The organism is Thiocystis violascens DSM 198 (genome assembly GCF_000227745.2).
In the GTDB taxonomy this organism is placed as follows: domain Bacteria; phylum Pseudomonadota; class Gammaproteobacteria; order Chromatiales; family Chromatiaceae; genus Chromatium; species Chromatium violascens.
In genome coordinates this window covers 3,106,212-3,122,202 of the sequence record NC_018012.1, presented here as the reverse complement: position 1 = coordinate 3,122,202, position 15,991 = coordinate 3,106,212, and the positions used below count along the sequence as shown (strand labels likewise).

General features: G+C 57.2%; 15 protein-coding genes. 13 read left to right on the top strand and 2 right to left on the bottom strand.

Annotation, left to right across the window (positions count from 1 at the left end; all coding sequences use genetic code 11):
- Window positions 1-136: 136 nt before the first annotated feature.
- From THIVI_RS13785 to THIVI_RS24740, 7 genes are all read left to right on the top strand, one after another.
- Window positions 137-3,676, top strand: a complete 3,540-nt coding sequence (locus tag THIVI_RS13785; RefSeq protein ID WP_014779187.1) for an EAL domain-containing protein — start codon at window positions 137-139, stop codon at window positions 3,674-3,676.
- Between the two features lie 133 nt (window positions 3,677-3,809).
- The gene (locus tag THIVI_RS13780; RefSeq protein WP_014779186.1) at window positions 3,810-4,409 is read left to right on the top strand and encodes a Tll0287-like domain-containing protein; all 600 of its coding nucleotides are present in this window, start codon (window positions 3,810-3,812) and stop codon (window positions 4,407-4,409) included.
- 45 nt (window positions 4,410-4,454) lie between these two features.
- Entirely contained in the window at window positions 4,455-4,976 is a 522-nt protein-coding gene (locus THIVI_RS13775) for a hypothetical protein (protein ID WP_014779185.1), read from the top strand.
- A gap of 9 nt (window positions 4,977-4,985) precedes the next feature.
- Window positions 4,986-6,182 carry a protoporphyrinogen/coproporphyrinogen oxidase gene (locus THIVI_RS13770; RefSeq protein WP_014779184.1) on the top strand — a complete coding sequence of 399 codons (1,197 nt, stop codon included), beginning with the start codon at window positions 4,986-4,988 and terminating at the stop codon, window positions 6,180-6,182.
- Between the two features lie 148 nt (window positions 6,183-6,330).
- A complete protein-coding gene (locus tag THIVI_RS24750) occupies window positions 6,331-6,732 on the top strand; it encodes a hypothetical protein (protein ID WP_157174454.1) in 402 nt (133 codons plus the stop codon).
- A 350-nt stretch (window positions 6,733-7,082) separates the two neighbouring features.
- Window positions 7,083-7,484 carry a hypothetical protein gene (locus tag THIVI_RS24745; RefSeq protein ID WP_157174453.1) on the top strand — a complete coding sequence of 134 codons (402 nt, stop codon included), beginning with the start codon at window positions 7,083-7,085 and terminating at the stop codon, window positions 7,482-7,484.
- A 203-nt stretch (window positions 7,485-7,687) separates the two neighbouring features.
- Window positions 7,688-8,014, top strand: coding sequence for a hypothetical protein (locus THIVI_RS24740; protein WP_157174452.1), 327 nt, complete (start codon window positions 7,688-7,690; stop codon window positions 8,012-8,014).
- A 190-nt stretch (window positions 8,015-8,204) separates the two neighbouring features.
- Here the strand turns inward: THIVI_RS24740 and THIVI_RS25805 are convergent, their stop codons facing one another.
- Window positions 8,205-8,408, bottom strand: a complete 204-nt coding sequence (locus THIVI_RS25805) for a transposase (protein WP_245537274.1) — start codon at window positions 8,406-8,408, stop codon at window positions 8,205-8,207.
- A 108-nt stretch (window positions 8,409-8,516) separates the two neighbouring features.
- Window positions 8,517-8,945: a transposase gene (locus tag THIVI_RS25800; protein ID WP_245537273.1), complete on the bottom strand. Its 429-nt coding sequence runs from the start codon at window positions 8,943-8,945 to the stop codon at window positions 8,517-8,519.
- Window positions 8,946-9,184: 239 nt separating this feature from the next.
- Here THIVI_RS25800 and THIVI_RS13760 point away from each other — a divergent pair, with 239 nt between their 5' ends.
- The 6 genes from THIVI_RS13760 (at window position 9,185) to THIVI_RS13740 (ending at window position 15,991) form a co-directional block, all read left to right on the top strand.
- Window positions 9,185-10,561, top strand: a complete 1,377-nt coding sequence (locus THIVI_RS13760) for a hypothetical protein (protein WP_014779183.1) — start codon at window positions 9,185-9,187, stop codon at window positions 10,559-10,561.
- A gap of 433 nt (window positions 10,562-10,994) precedes the next feature.
- Window positions 10,995-11,480 (top strand): CreA family protein, encoded by a 486-nt coding sequence (locus THIVI_RS13755; protein WP_014779182.1) that lies wholly within the window; start codon window positions 10,995-10,997, stop codon window positions 11,478-11,480.
- A 214-nt stretch (window positions 11,481-11,694) separates the two neighbouring features.
- Window positions 11,695-12,600 (top strand): glycine--tRNA ligase subunit alpha, encoded by a 906-nt coding sequence (gene glyQ / locus THIVI_RS13750; protein ID WP_014779181.1) that lies wholly within the window; start codon window positions 11,695-11,697, stop codon window positions 12,598-12,600.
- 12 nt (window positions 12,601-12,612) lie between these two features.
- Window positions 12,613-14,691: a glycine--tRNA ligase subunit beta gene (glyS, locus tag THIVI_RS13745; protein WP_014779180.1), complete on the top strand. Its 2,079-nt coding sequence runs from the start codon at window positions 12,613-12,615 to the stop codon at window positions 14,689-14,691.
- A 2-nt stretch (window positions 14,692-14,693) separates the two neighbouring features.
- Window positions 14,694-15,278, top strand: coding sequence for a D-glycero-beta-D-manno-heptose 1,7-bisphosphate 7-phosphatase (gene gmhB / locus THIVI_RS23775; RefSeq protein WP_014779179.1), 585 nt, complete (start codon window positions 14,694-14,696; stop codon window positions 15,276-15,278).
- Window positions 15,275-15,991, top strand: a complete 717-nt coding sequence (locus THIVI_RS13740) for a lysophospholipid acyltransferase family protein (protein ID WP_014779178.1) — start codon at window positions 15,275-15,277, stop codon at window positions 15,989-15,991. The genes gmhB and THIVI_RS13740 overlap by 4 nt, the downstream gene beginning before the upstream one ends.

The following is a 15,991-nucleotide window of genomic DNA, read 5'->3' as shown; positions in this document are numbered from 1 at the left end:
TGCTGGCCCATTGGCTCGGTACTCCCAAAAGCCGGGCGACCGACGCTCCGTGCCAACAAACCGTCGAGCCGGTCTTCGGCATTATCAAATCCGTGATGGGGTTTCGGCTGTTTCTCCCGCGCGGTCTGGAATCCGAATGATCAAGCCTGACAGGCTGCTAGAATACCCCGATCCAACGCACGCCAGTACAGACCGCTTCGGCAATTTCCACTCATCCAACATGCCAACACCTCCCTCGCTCGTCACCGCCCTGTCTCACAAGACCTTTGCAATGGCGCTGGCAGCCATCTGCATGAGCCTGATGGTGTTAGCCCTGTTCGAACACTGGGAATTGCAGCAGGAGACGGCCAGTCTGCGGGCTGAATCACTGGCGGGGGAGCGGGACCGTCTGATCGGGACGGTGCGCCAGGCGATTGCATTCGCGCGCCATCAGCAGACCCGCGTCGCAACGGGTCAGGGTGACGGAGACGCCTCGGCCGATCCGCGCGCCGAGGCGCAGCGCGCGACCCTGGACTGGCTCGAACGGCTACCCTTCGAGGACGGTACCTACGTCTTCGCGGGACAATGGGACGGTCTGTCGCTGGCGGGGCCGGCCAAGGGAGAAAACATGCTGGAGGCGACCGACGAGAACGGCAAGCCGATCGTGCGTGCGCTGATCGAGCAGGCGCGCGCTGGCGGCGGCTTCGTCGAGTATGTCCTGCCACTGTTCCCAGGCCAGCGCTCGGCGCCCAAAATGAGCTATGTCGAGACGCTCGACGAGTGGGGCTGGTATGTCGGAGCGGGCGCCTATCTCGACGAGATCGAGCAAGGTGTCAGCGCCTTGCGTCAGTCCGCCCGCCAGCGTTTTCAGATAGAGATCCTTTCCATCGGGGGACTGTTCGCGCTGATCGTCGCCTTTTTCTATCTCCTGATCCGCGGATTGACGCGCCGGGCGCGCATCAATATCGAATCCTTCGTGAAATACTTCGAGCAATCGGCCAATTCGCAAGTGGAGATTGTGCCGCCGTCGATGGCTTTTAGCGAGTTCCAGACGATCGCCCGCTCCGCGACGACCATGATCAAGAAACACCGACAGGCCGAACGCGCTCTGCGCGCGAGCGAACGACGGTTTCGTACTCTGGTGGAGGTCAGTCAGTATTACATTCAGGAAATCGATACCGCTGGCACCATCCAGTACGCCAACCCCGCCTGTCACGCACTGCTGGGTTACCGCCCCGAGGAACTGATCGGCCGCAGTGTCGCCGATCTGGTGCCCGAGGCCGATAGGTTGGCCCTGCTGCACGATCTTCAGTCGTTCGCGCTTCGCCAGCCGCCGCCCCAAACCTATTACAGCCGCAACCTGACCCGCGACAGGCGCCTGATCGACGTGCAGGTGGACTGGAACTACAAGCGCGACGAGCGCGGGCGGGTCGTCGGCTTCGTCAGCGTCGCCAAGGACATCTCCGATTACCGCCGCGCCCGGCTGCTGCTCGACGGCCGCAACCGGGTGCTGGAGATGCTGGCGCGCGGCCGGCCCATGACCGACATGCTGGAGGCCATCGTCGCCTATCTCGAACAGATCGCCCCGCATGCCATCTGTTCGATTCATCGATTCGATCCCGAGACCCAGACCCTGCACACGCTCGCGACCCTGCGTTTGCCAGAGTCCTATACCCGTGCCGTTGAGGGCGTGCGGGTGGGGTTCGGCGTAGGTTCCTGCGGAACCGCGGTCGTCACCGGCCAGCGCGTGATCACGGAGGATATTCTGGCGGATCCCGACTGGTCCGATTTTCGGGAGCTGATGCTCCAGACCCCGCTCCGGGCTTGCTGGTCGCAACCCATCCTGGACCACTCTGGGCAGGTGCTCGGCACCTTCGCCGTGTATGCCACCCAGACGATGGAGCCAACCGAGGCGGATCTGGAACTGATCGAGTCGGCGGCCGAACTGGCGGCGATCGTCATCGAACACGAGCAGGCCGAGACCGCGATCCGTAAGGCGGAGGATCAGTCGCGGCTGCTGCTGGAATCCAGCACCGAGGGGATCTTCGGTCTGGATCTCGCGGGCCGGATCACCTTCATCAATCCGGCCGCCGCCAATCTGGTCGGTTTCGACCCCGACGAGTTGATCGGGAATGCCGTCCACAATCTGATCCATCACTCCCACGCCGATGGCACCCCGCTGTACCACGAAGACTGCGCCATGCTGGCCGCCGCGCGCGAGGGCGGTAATCACCATGTCGCCCATGAAGTCCTGTGGCGCAAGGACGGCAGTTGTTTTCCGGCCGAGTACTGGGCGACCCCAATGCGACGCGATCAGCGGATCGAAGGGGCCGTGGTGACCTTCCACGACATCAGCGTCCGCCGCCGCGCCGAGGCGGAGATTCGACATCTCGCCTTCCACGACGCCCTGACCGGCCTGCCCAACCGGCTGCTGTTTAAGGAGGAACTGCAACAGGCGCTCACCGCGCTGCGGCGCGAGCGCAAGCGCTTCGCCCTCCACCTGCTCGATCTGGACCACTTCAAGGATGTCAACGACAGTCTCGGTCACCCGGTCGGCGACGAACTGCTGCGCGCCGTGGCCGATCGGCTCTCCGCGATCACCCGAGGCACCGATCTTCTGGCCCGTCTCGGCGGCGACGAGTTCGCTCTGCTGCAGGGTGAATTCAAGGACATTGCCGATGCCGCCGTGCTGGCCGGGAAAATCGTCGAGAACCTCGGTCAGGACTTCCACCTGAACGGTATCCGAATCGCGATCAACACCAGCATCGGGATCGTCATCGCCAATCGGCAGAGCAGCGACGTGGACGAACTCATCGCCCAGGCGGACGTGGCGCTCTACAAGGCCAAGGAGGCCGGACGCGGCACTCATGCCTTTTTCGAGGACTCCATGACCTTGCAACTGAAGCAGGAAATGGACATCGCTCGCGAACTCTCCCAGGCCATCAAGCAAGACGAATTGCTGATCCACTATCAGCCGCAATTCGACCTCCAGGAGGGGCGCCTGGTGGGCATGGAGGCGCTGGTGCGCTGGCGTCACCCCAGCCGCGGCCTGCTCTATCCCGGCGACTTCATCGCGGTGGCCGAAAAGCGCGGACTGATCCGGGGGCTGTCGGACTGGGTGCTGACCGATGCCTGCCGGCAAAGCCGCGCCTGGGCCGAACAGGGTCTCGACTTCGGACGGATCGCGGTCAATCTGTGCGCCCACCAAGTCGGCGACCTTGCCTTCGGCGACCGCATTCTGGAGATTCTGCGCGACACCGGCGCGCTCCCCGGGCACCTGGAACTCGAATTCACCGAAACCGTGCTGATCGAGGCCACCGCGCAGACCCAGTCGGACATCGTGCGTCTGTCCGAACTGGGGGTTCATTTCGCCATCGACGACTTCGGCACCGGCTTTTCCTCGCTCCAGTACCTGCGGAAATTCCGCACCGACAAGATCAAGATCGACCGCGAATTCGTCAAGGATGTCATCCTGGACGCGGGCGACGCCGAGATCGTCAAGGCCACCATCGCGCTCGGCACCGCGCTGGGCCTGATCACCGTCGCCGAAGGGGTGGAAACCGAGGAGCAGGCGGACTTTCTCCGGCGGCACGGCTGCCGGCAGGCGCAGGGTTATCTCTACGCCCGTCCGATTCCGGCGAGCGACGTCGAGCAGCGCTGGCTGCGGCTGACTTCGCCCGCGGCGGCCATTGCCTGAGGTGTCCGATCGGCGGTGTCGGGGAACTCTCGGGATGCGATCCATCAAAGGCAACGGGGCCAGAACCCGTCACACTGTCCGGGCACCCTACTCAACCTTTCAATCGATCCATCAACGCAGAGTATTGATCATCATGAAAACAGTTGTCCGTCTGACCGCCGCCTCCGCCTTTCTGACCGCCGGCCTGGCGCTTGCGTTGAGCGCGGCCGAAGCGCTTGCCGAAGAGGCGCCGATCAACCCCAACGTCGAGGAGGCCAAGGGCATCGTCAAGGCATTCGCCACCCAGCTACAGGGCGAACTCAAGACCGCCATCGAGGAAGGCGGCCCAATCCAGGCCGTCGGCCTCTGCAAGGAGCGCGCGCCGGCCATCGCCGCCGAACTGAGCGACAAGACCGGCTGGCAGGTCAAACGGACCAGTCTCAAGACCCGCAACGCCGAACTCAACACGCCGGATGACTGGGAGCGGCAGGTTCTGACCGCGTTCGAGCAACGCCAGGCAGCGGGCGAGGACGTGCAGACCATGGCCAAGGCCGAGGTGGTCGCGACCGAAGCCGGCAAGTCGTTCCGTTTCATGAAGGCCGTGCCGACCGGCGAGGTCTGTCTGGCCTGTCATGGCAGCGAGATCAACCCGGAGGTAGCCGCGGCGCTTGACGAGCATTATCCTAACGACCAGGCCCGTGGCTACAGCCTAGGCGAGATTCGCGGCGCCTTCAGCCTGACCAAACCACTCTGATCGCAAACCGCCCCGGACCCCGGCCGGGGTCCGGAGATGACAACCATGGCCGACGTTCAGTTCGATCTCAGCTTTGACGGCACGCTCGCGCCCGACGCCGACCCAAGCGCCGTGCGCCGGCAATTGGGCGCGCTCTTCAAGCTCGACGAACCGGGCATCGCCAGACTCTTCACGGGCAAATCGGTGTTCGTCAGACGCGCGGTCGATGTCGCCACGGCAGCCAAATTCGAGCGGGTTTTCGCGCAGGCCGGAGCGGTTCTGATCATCACCCCCTGCGAGGATTCCAGCGATCGAGAGGCGGCCCCGGATCGCGCCTCGGCGCCATCCGCGCCCATGTCCAGCGAGCCATCCGGTCTCGCGCTCGCGCCTCAGGACGGCTTTCTCGAAAACCCCGGCCCGGTTAAGATGCCTGACCTCGACACCAGTTATCTAAGCCTCGTCTCCAGTCCCGACTGGAGCCTTGAGGACTGCGAACCGGCCGTCGCGCCCGCCCCGGCGGCGGACCTCAGCCATCTTTCGCTCGCAGCCATCGACCCCACCCCCGATCTCAGGGACCACACGGACTGACGCCCGCTCATGAGCACAGACTTCGACCACATCGTCATTGGCGCCGGCATCAGCGGACTCGGCGCCGCCCATTTCTCCGCCCGCCGGGGTCTTTCCACGCTGGTTCTGGAATCCAGCGACCGGATCGGCGGCTGTCTCAACAGTCAGCATTTCGAGACGCTCGGCGGTTTCTGGACCGAGGCCGGCGGACACACCTGCTTCAACAGCTACGGCAACCTGCTGTCGATCCTGGACGATCTCGGTCTGACCGATCGGGTACAGCCCAAGGTCAAGGTCGGCTACTCGCTCTGGAAGAACGGCAAGCGACGCTCCATTCTCTCCGCGTTGCACGTCCTGGAGGCCGCCCGTTCCATCCCGCGCATCTTCCGGGAGCCCAAGGCCGGGCGCGGCGTCGTCGATTATTATGGAACCGTACTCGGACAACGGAACTACCGGGATCTGCTGCGCCACGCCTTCCAGGCCGTCATCTGCCAGCCCGCCGACGACTATCCGGCGGAGGTGCTGTTTCGCCGCAAACCGCGCCGCAAGGAGGTCATCAAGGCGTTTACCTTCGCCGAAGGGCTCTCGACCATCCCGGACGCCATCGCCGCCCAGTCGTCCATCGAGGTTCGCACCGAACAGCGCGTGTCGGCCATCGAGCCGGATGGCGAGGGTTTTCGGATACGCGTCGAGAATGCTGGCGCGATCCGCTGCGCCGCCCTGACCCTGGCGGTTCCGCCCGACGCCGCCACCGCCCTGCTGCCCAAGAGTTTCGAGACGGCGCGCGAGGCGATTGCCGGGATCGGCATGGCCGAGATCGAAACCCTGGTCCTGATCTTTCGCACCGGCGATCTGGAACTCAAGCCCCTGGCGGGTCTGATCGCCGTGGACGATGCCTTTTATTCGGCGGTCTCGCGCGACTTCCTGCCGGACGAGAACTATCGCGGCTTCGCCTTCCACTTCCGTCCGGGCGTTTTGTGCCGGGAGGCCCAGGTCGCGCGAGCCTGCGCCGTGCTCGGCGTCAAGCCCGAGCGCGTCGCCGCCCAGTCGCTGGTTTACAACCGTCTTCCGGCCCTGCGTCGCGGTCACACGGATCTGGTGCAGCGACTCGACGTGGCGCTATCCGGCAAACGGCTTGGCGTCACCGGAAACTGGTTTTTCGGGGTCTCGGTCGAGGACGCGCTGACCCGCAGTCGCGCCGAATCGGATCGGCTGTTTGGCGTTTAGGCGCCGGTGCCGCCAGCGGTGGCGAGCGGACGGGGTGCGGTCGACTCGTATTAGCCAGGAAGGTGGGGCGTACATACCTGACAATGTGTCACAGCGATAATACGCCGCCGCTTGGCATATTCAATAAATCGCGGCGTGAGGAAAACGCATGAAATCAATAACTTTAGCTTTAATGGTGTTAGCTTTATGCGCAAATGCAGCATTAGCGGATTCTGTTAGGTTTGAGGGGGCATATCACTCAGATAAAAATGCAAACGAAAAGATTATTATAGGAAAAGTTGGAGTTAAAAAGTATTTAATAACAAACAGTACAGGAAAATGGGAAGCACAAGCATACGAGGGGGTCGCTCGAACTGATATAGGTGAAATATACAACTATTATAAAGGAGTTATTTCATGGCCAAAAAAGGAGTTGCAAAATGTAGGATATATCAATATGACACTGCGGGAGGATGGCAAATCAATATTTGCTGTTCATCGATGGAATTTTTGGGAGGACGCAAAGAATCAGGATAAGGGCTGGAATGAGACGTGGGTTAAAGATGAATAGCAGCATCGGCGTAGGAAACCAAGCATTCGTATAAATGGCGGTTAAAGGGCGGACCCCGCAGACGGCGCGGTGCTAATTCTGCCAGGTCGTGCCAGCGGGGCCGCTTAACCTAATTCGTTAGGCCCATCAAAAAACGCGTCCGGCAAAGTTTGCTTTCACGTTTTCGCCGGGAAACTAACGGGCCTAGGCCCATACCATTACACACAAATCTGTAACTTGCTGATTTTTATATAACACGCTCCGGTTTGTGTTGTTTATATTTCAGCGACTTACAAAAATGTGTGTAACGCGATGGCCTAGGCCCTATTGATCCTGTAATAAAAAACTGGAGTTAAAGAATTGAAAAACAAGTGTTGATCGCGTCGTCTGCATTAACATACTTATTATTTTCTACAGCATTTGCTGCTACTGCGCAAGGCACCGTAGCGATACCAAATCCTAAGCTAGGCCAGATTATTTATTGGTCTCATCAAGCAAAAGACGCTACCGGAGAATGCACTCACTATTGGTATGAGATTTTTGAAGTCGCTCAAATCCAGAACGATACTGTTAAAGTGATTAAGAAAGGCGCTAAGAGCAACGAAGGAAAAGTCGCTGAAGATCTTTCTTGGACGCCTAAGGTGTCGTACACTCCTGTTAAAGATTTCAAAGCATTTCCGTCAGAAGATGCTGTAGTTGCTTTCACAGATCAGTTTGAAAAGGGCGATGGTTGTTACCTGAAAATGAAGTTTGAAGGAAAGGTGACAAAGTGATGCAGCGGATAAGGGGTCAAGCTCGAGTTTTTTTCCCGGAAAATGAATAAGAGCCTAACCTTTGTCTTAAAAGCGAGCGCGCGCCACAGGCGTCGTGTTAAATGGCTAGCTCATCAGGGGCGCGCGCCGCTTTAGACTTCACATTAGGCGCCGGACACGCCTCGCGTCTAATCTACTTAAAACCCGGTGTTGAGGAATAATAAATGAAATATTTTGTAACGCTGTCGTGTGCTATCACTCTTTCTTTAAGCGCAACACTAATGGCATCTCCGCTGTCAATATCTTTAAGTGGTGTTCTTTTTTCAATAACAGATTCAGGTAAAGGCACGATTTGGCTTGTCACAAAGATAGGCGATAAAACAAGGATTTCCTGCCCCGTAAAGAAAGAGCAATCCACCACTTATAAAGGCATAGAGAATGGAGACACGGTAAGAGTGAGCGGAATTATTTCAAGCGCTGGCGCATGGGCAAAAAAAGATGATGTCTTGTCATTGTACTTGGAAGATGGCTGTAGCGTAACCAAACTTTAAGGAAGAAAACCGGGCAGACCACGCTTTTTTTCGTAAGAAAAGAATCGCTTAACAAGCGGTTCAAGAGCGGACCCCGCAGACGGCGCGGCGCTTATTCTATTACGTCGTACCAGCGGGGCCGCTTAGACGCTGTATAGAAAGTGACATCGAATGAACTTCGCATTAGAGCCCAATCATGTAAAAGAATTACCTATTCATAGGCTATTTGATTGTTGCAAATTTGCCGGAGCAACAATCGCGATGAAGCAAGATAGACTTGCGATTCGCTCGAACGGGGCTCTCTTTCATAATCTTTACTGAGCCGCCGTGATCTGCCCAGCCAAGAAAACGTGCGCTCAACAACCCAGCGACGGGGTAAAACATGAAAGCCTTTCTGTTTTGTATGGCGTTTCACAACCTCAATCAACCTGTTTGACGGAAAAACCGCTCGTCACGTCATCGAGCGCTGATTCCTGCTGGTACAGAGCATCAAATTGATGTGGGCTGATTGTGGCGACTCGGGTCATGAGCTGTTTGAGTGGGCTTTATCTGAATTCAAGCTGTTGGCCGCATGCACCCAGACGACGATCAGGCAACCCACTGTATCGACAACAATATGGCGCTTCCGGCCCTTGACGAGCTTGCCCCCGTCAAAGCCAGAATCGATGGAGGATTCCGGTGTGCCTTTGACGCTTTGGCTATCAATGATCGCTCCGCTCGGATCCGGATTTCGCCCCACTTTTTCACGCAAACGTGCCCGCAGGGCGGCGTTGATTTGTTCCAAGAGTCCGCTGTGCGTCCATTTGTTATAATAATAATTGACCAAATGGTAGGATGGAAAATCTTTCGGCAAATAGCGCCAGGGGCAACCTGTTTTATTGAGGTAGAAAATGGCATTTAGAATTTCACGGAGGTTTGACTCCCGGCGGCGCCCGGTCTTATAGGGCTCCAACTCATTGAAGAGGGGCTCGATAATCGACCATTCCGCGTCCGACAGGTCGCTCGGGTACCGCACAGGGGGCTAGATAGTTTCTGAAGTCATTTTGATCGCTCCGAATGGTGGCGGGGCTTTCGTATAGAATCGCCATGTCGTTCAGAATTTTCTGACTCCAAATCAGTAAGTTAGTTCCTGTATAGCGTCTTAACCTATTCGTTGGGCCTGACTCAGGATACGACAGTGCGGATTGCTTAATGAAGATCGTCAAATCGCAGGGCGTTACTGAAACGGAGCGACTGCTGGTAGACCTTTGCGAGCAGACGTTTCTCAATCTGTGGAGCTTTCCAAATCCGTATAAGGAAGACGGAAAGGAACTTTGCGATCTGCTCGTGGTATTCGAACGTACCGCCATCGTCTTCTTCGACCGAGAGAAGGCACTCGATACGGAGCAGGGCAACGACGCTGGGGATGTCGCATGGAGGCGGTGGAGACGGCGCGTTATAGACGCACAAGCGAAGACAGCCCACGGCGCGGAACGATATCTTCGTAGCGGAAAGTGCATCTATCTTGATAGTCAGCTCAAGACACCCCTCCCGCGAGGCTCGAATGACTCGTTCGATGTCGTGCACAAAGTTGTGGTGGCACATGGCGCTGAGGACGCCTGCAAGGCTGCATCAGACCAGAATGTTGCCGGAAGCCTTGCAATAGCGTACGGAGAAACACGCGAGTATGTAATCCAGTTCCCATTCTTTCTAGATTTAGACAAGCAAAATCCGATTCACGTCTTTGACTCACACAACTTGCCGATCGTCCTTAAGGAGTTAGACACAGTTTGGGACTTTACTGACTATCTAAATGCAAAATCAAAGGCAATTGCGCAACTCGATGGTTTGGTGTACTGCGGTGAAGAGGATCTGCTCGCACACTATTTCCTCAACTATGATGAAGATGCGAACAAACATCGCATCGGAACGGACGATCCGAGCATCTCGTTCGTGATGGTGGGCGAAGGGGAATGGCATGATTTTGAGCGATCTGACGTCTATAAAAGAACACGTCAAGCAAACGAAATCTCGTATCTATGGGATCGGCTCATTCAATATACGGGGAAGATCGCGTTAGCCGGCCGTAGCATAGGAGTGTCTCCCTTAGTAGCGGGCCGAAGCGCGATTCACGAGATGGCGAAAGAGCCTCGCTTTTCACGCAGAGCTTTGTCAGAGCACATGGATGCGGCGATACGTAACTTCCCCGCCGCCGCAGGGAAGTCAGCCAGAAATCTGAGTGTGATGTCGTCGTTCTACGGCGAGAAACGTTACGTATTTCTGCAGCTACGAGCACCGAAGCACATGCGAAAGCGGAAGGATTTCCGCGAGGTGCGTCAAAGCATGCTTGAAATCGCATGCGGAGTAGTAAAGACAAGGTTTCCAGCGGTTCAGTGGGTAGTGGGCATCGCTGTAGATCCACCTAAGTTCTCGCGCAAGATGTCAGAAGATTTTCTCCTGATGGATTGCACGGATTGGAGTGATGAGAAGGCTGCGCACTATCTCGAAGCGAACAAAGTCCTCGGATTCCTGGAATCTGGTGCGCAATGGATTGAAAAACATGCGACGCGATTTGTCCCAAGATCCTAACGCGATATTGCCCAACAAGCGCACAAACTCCGACCGCCTGCTGGCTGGTCGTCGCTACGCTCCGGCCAGCCAGCAAGCGCTTAACGTTAGGTGGAACGCGGCTCAGTTCTGCCCCCGTTAGATCCAAGCCAGCGTAGGATGGGTAGAACGGCCATGGCACGACGCTGACGATTGGAACAGAGGCTGATTGGCCGTGAAACCCATCGAACCACTGCACCAAGCCTGACTGAGGTTCCCCCGAGGCTTCGTCTTCCAAGGGTGACGTAGAATGACGGTCACATAAGGTTGATTTCATCAACTCAACCTAGGCCGCTGGGATCGCTGACTTGCCGTTGGCGCCTACCGCTGGCCTGACGCCCAGCGGGCCGAATACAACTCGGCCATCCCAGAGGTCGGCTCTCTCATTTGGCATCAACCCACAGGAACATGCGCCATGCGTAAAACCCTCGTCGCCCTGATCCTCGTCGGTCTCTCCGCGCCGACCGCGGCCGAGCAGATCGGCAGCGTCGCCACCAAGTTCAAATGGATGGGACCGAACGACAAAATCGTCATCGAGGTCTTCCAGGACGAACTGATCCCCGGTGTCGCCTGTTATCTCAGTCGCGCCAAGACCGGCGGCGTCTCGGGCGCGGTCGGCATCGCCGAGGACACCTCGGACGCCTCGCTCGACTGCGTCCAAATCGGACCGATCGACCTGCCGGACGATGTGCGCTCGGGCAAGCGCGACGGCGAGGATGTGTTCAAGAAGCGCACCTCGATCCTGTTCAAGACGCTTCAGGTCGTCCGCTTCTACGATGCGCCGCGCCATGCGCTGGTCTATCTGAGCTATAGCGACCGGATCATCGAAGGTTCGCCGAAGAACAGCGTCACGGCGGTCGCCATCCAGCCCTGGACCCAGGCTGCCATGCCGACACCCTGAACCCCGGCTCCGAATGTTTGTCTCGACCCGCGCGTCCGGTTCGGACTTTGCCTGAGTAGTTGCAAGGATTGTTCAACGTCGATCGTTTGCCTTTAATCGAGGCGCGAAAACTTATTGGTAAGGACTCGATCAGGGTCGCCCTCATTGGCGTTGACTCGGGTCTAACCGATATACTGCACGCCTTTCATCGCCACCTCGTTTCAAGGAGCCGGTTTTGAGTCTCGAATCCGAGGATCTCTCGACCTTTCAAGGTCTTATTTTTGCCCTGGAACGCTATTGGGCCGATCTTGGGTGTGTCGTCGTGCAGCCTCTCGACATGGAGGTCGGAGCCGGGACGTTCCATCCATCGACATTCCTTCGATCCATCGGGCCAGAGCCTTGGCGCAGCGCCTACGTTCAGCCCTCGCGGCGTCCGACCGATGGGCGGTATGGCGAAAATCCGAATCGTCTGCAGCACTATTACCAATACCAGGTCGTCCTGAAACCGTCGCCGATCGACATCCAGGAACTCTATCTCAATTCGTTGCGGCGTCTCGGTCTCGATCCCCTGGTGCATGACATTCGTTTTGTGGAAGACAATTGGGAGTCGCCGACGCTTGGCGCCTGGGGGCTAGGCTGGGAGATTTGGCTCAACGGGATGGAGGTCACCCAATTTACCTATTTCCAACAGGTTGGCGGTCTTGAATGCCGTCCCGTGACCGGCGAAATCACCTACGGACTGGAACGTATCGCCATGTATCTGCAAGAGGTCGAAAGCGTTTATGACCTCGTGTGGAGTCGTTCGCAGGCTGGAACCGTGACCTATGGCGATGTTTTTCATCAGAATGAGGTCGAGCAATCGACCTACAATTTCGAAGTCGCCGATATCGAATCGCTGTTCGGGCAATTCGACACCTGCGAACGGGTCAGTGCCGAACTGGTGGAAAAAGGCTTGCCTCTGCCTGCCTACGAGCAGGTTTTGCGGGCGTCCCACACCTTTAATCTTTTAGATGCAAGGGGGGCGATCTCGGTGACGGAACGCCAACGGTTTATCTTGCGTGTGCGCACACTGTCGCGTGCGGTGGCCCAGGCGTATTTCGACAGCAGGAAGGCACTTGGCTTTCCGATGCTTGCACACTAGCGGGAGAGAACGTTGGACACATTTGCTGATCTGCTGATTGAGATCGGAACCGAGGAACTTCCGCCGAAAGCCTTGCCGAATCTGTCCAAGGCGTTTGCCGAGAATTTTCTGCTCCAGTTGAAGGCGCACGGGATCGAATACGAGACGATCGAGCGGTTTACGACGCCAAGGCGTCTTGCGCTCCTGGTGCGAAAGATTGGCAGACACCAGCCTGACCAGAGCATTCAACGGCGTGGACCTGCCTTACAGGCGGCTTTTCATGCGGATGGTCAACCGACGCCGGCCGCCCTTGGATTCGCCCGCTCCTGCGGTGTCGAGATCGATGCGTTAGGCCGGGACGTTACCGAAAAAGGCTCCTGGCTCGCGTTTCGCGTGTTGCAGCCGGGTCTTGAGACGGCGCAATTAGTCCCTTCAATGTGCGAGGCCGCGCTGGCGGATCTTCCCATCCCGAAACGGATGCGTTGGGGAGATCGCGAAGAGGAATTCGTCAGACCGGTGCAATGGGTTTGCTTGATGCTGGATGACGCGCGGATCGCGGGTTCTATCCTTGGCGTGGAAGCGGATGCCGATACCAGAGGGCATCGCTTTCATCATCCCGACAGGATCGGCCTGTCTTCCGCTTCCGATTACCCTGAGTCGCTACGCTCGATGGGTTATGTCGAGGCGTCATTCGAGCGCCGACGTGACCTGATTCGCGATCAGGTCAATCTTCTGGCGTCAACGCATGGCCTCAAGGCACGGATCGACGCTGATTTGCTGGATGAGGTGACAGCCCTTGTGGAATGGCCTCAGGCATTGCTGTGTCGTTTCGACACGCGCTACCTTGAGATGCCGCCGGAAGTACTGATTGAGACCATGCAAAGCCACCAGAAATATTTTCCGGTCGTGGACGATGCTGGTGTGCTTCAGGATGCGTTTATTGCCGTCGCCAACATCGTCAGCCGCGATCCGGATCAGGTGCGCGCCGGTAATGAACGTGTCATTCGACCTCGGTTTTCGGATGCGGCATTCTTCTGGTCAAAAGATTTGACGCAACCTCTCAGCGCCTTTGCCGATCGGCTTGAAACGCTTGTGTTCCAGGAAAAGCTTGGGACCATGGCTGAAAAAAGCCGTCGCGTTGCCTGTCTCGGGCGCTATCTTGCCCCGATGCTCATGAGCGATCCCGATCTGATCGCGCGAGCGGCTCAACTGGCCAAATGCGATCTTGTGTCGTCGATGGTCTTTGAGTTCCCTGGGCTCCAAGGCATTATGGGGCGTTACTACGCGGAAAAATCCAATGAGGATCCATGCGTTAGTCATGCCTTGGAAGAGCAATATCTGCCGCGCTTCGCGGGCGATGACTTGCCCGCCAGCGCCTGCGGCAAAGTGTTAGCCATCGCTGATCGTGTCGATACGCTCGTCGGCATCTTCGGAATCGGCCTGCGACCGACCGGTACTCGCGACCCTTATGCGCTTCGGCGCGCCTCCATCGCGGTCTTGCGGCTGATGATCGAAACCTCGATCGATCTCGATCTCCGTGATCTTCTGAAGGTTGCCGCCAATTGTTATGCTCCAGGAACGCTGAGCGACGACACTGTCGAAACGGTCCTTGCGTATATGCTGGACCGTCTGCACGGTTATTATGCCGACCGTGGAGTGGCGGTCGATACCGTTGATGCCGTGATTGAAAGTCGCGTTACGAATCCTTGGGATTTGGATCGACGGATCGCCGCGGTTTCTTCTTTCAGAATGCTGCCAGCGGCCGATTTCCTGGCCACGGCGAATAAACGCATCCACAACATCTTGAGCAAGAACGCTGTCGATAGCGGTGACGCGGGGTCCGTTGATCCGGCATTGCTGACCGATCCCGCGGAAATCCGGCTAGCGGCCCGTATCGACGAATTGAGTCAAGCGTGTGGCCCCCTTGCCGCTCGTCATGATTACATCGGCATCCTGGAGACACTCGCCGGCCTGACAAATGAGATCGATACATTCTTCTCCGATGTGATGGTGATGTCCGAGGACGACCGCGTGCGTCAAAATCGAATTCGACTGCTTCGGTCCCTGGCGGGACTGTTTATGCTGGTTGCCGACATTTCCCGCCTTCACTGACCGTGACGCGTACCATTTCCAGTCGTGTTTTGATCCTTGATCGCGACGGAGTCATCAACGAAGACTCCGACGCGTATATCAAATCCCCTGACGAATGGATACCGCTGCCTGGGAGTATCGACGCGATAGCGCGATTGACTTATGCCGGTTATCGCATTGCCATCGCAACCAATCAATCAGGGGTTGCTCGAGGGCTTTTATCTCTATCTGACCTGAATACCATGCACCAATTCATGAGAGATGTGATTACCGCGCAGGGCGGACGTATTGAGATGATTGCATTTTGTCCTCATTCTCCGGATGAGAACTGTCAGTGTCGAAAACCGAAATCCGGCCTGCTTGAAGAAATTGCCAAACGGATGAATGTCGATCTGACGGGTGTTCCATTTGTTGGCGATACCTATAGTGATCTTTGTGCCGCGCGTCTTGTCGGAGCGGCCCCTTATCTGGTCATGACTGGCAAGGGAACACTGACGTTAAATCGCATCCAGCAGCAGGATCCTATCGATCTTCTGCAAGATGTTCGTGTTTTTCAAGATCTCGGTTCCGTCGCGAATCGATTGCTTCTTCAGCAAGGCCGATCATGATTGTGCTCCGTTCTTTTCTCTATCAACTCTTTCTGGTCACATCAAGTATCGTTTTCTCAAGTCTGATTCTGTCAATTGGGTGGATGAAGACGCCTTCGGCGGCTGCCCGCCTCAGCAGAGCATGGGCACGCTCGAACCTCGTGGCCTTACGTGTCATTTGCCATCTGAATTACCGGGTTCACGATTTTGATCGATGCTTGCCTCAAAACGCGATCATTCTCTGTAAGCATCAGTCCGCTTGGGAGACGATTGCGTTACGTGCGCTTTTGCCGCTTGAACAAACCTGGGTGTTGAAACAGGAATTGATGCGCATCCCTTTGTTTGGTTGGGCGCTAGGTTATCTGAAGCCAATCGCGATCGACCGCTCCGCTGGACGACGCGCCGTCTCCAAGGTCATACGCGAAGGAACCGATCGATTGGCTGAAGGCCGATGGGTGATCGTCTTTCCGGAAGGGACTCGTGTCGCACCTGGAACGCGGCATACCTATGCGATTGGAGGTGCTCTGCTCGCGGAGCGAACGGGTTGCCCCGTGATTCCGGTCGCGCACAATGCAGGCTGTTTCTGGGGACGGCGAAGTTTCATCAAACGTCCTGGCACCATCGACCTTGTCTTCGGACCCACCATTGATGTCGCTGGAAAAAAATCAATCGAAATCAATTCGATGGCAGAAAAATGGATCGAGTCGACGGTTGACGGCCTCCCTAAATCCTGA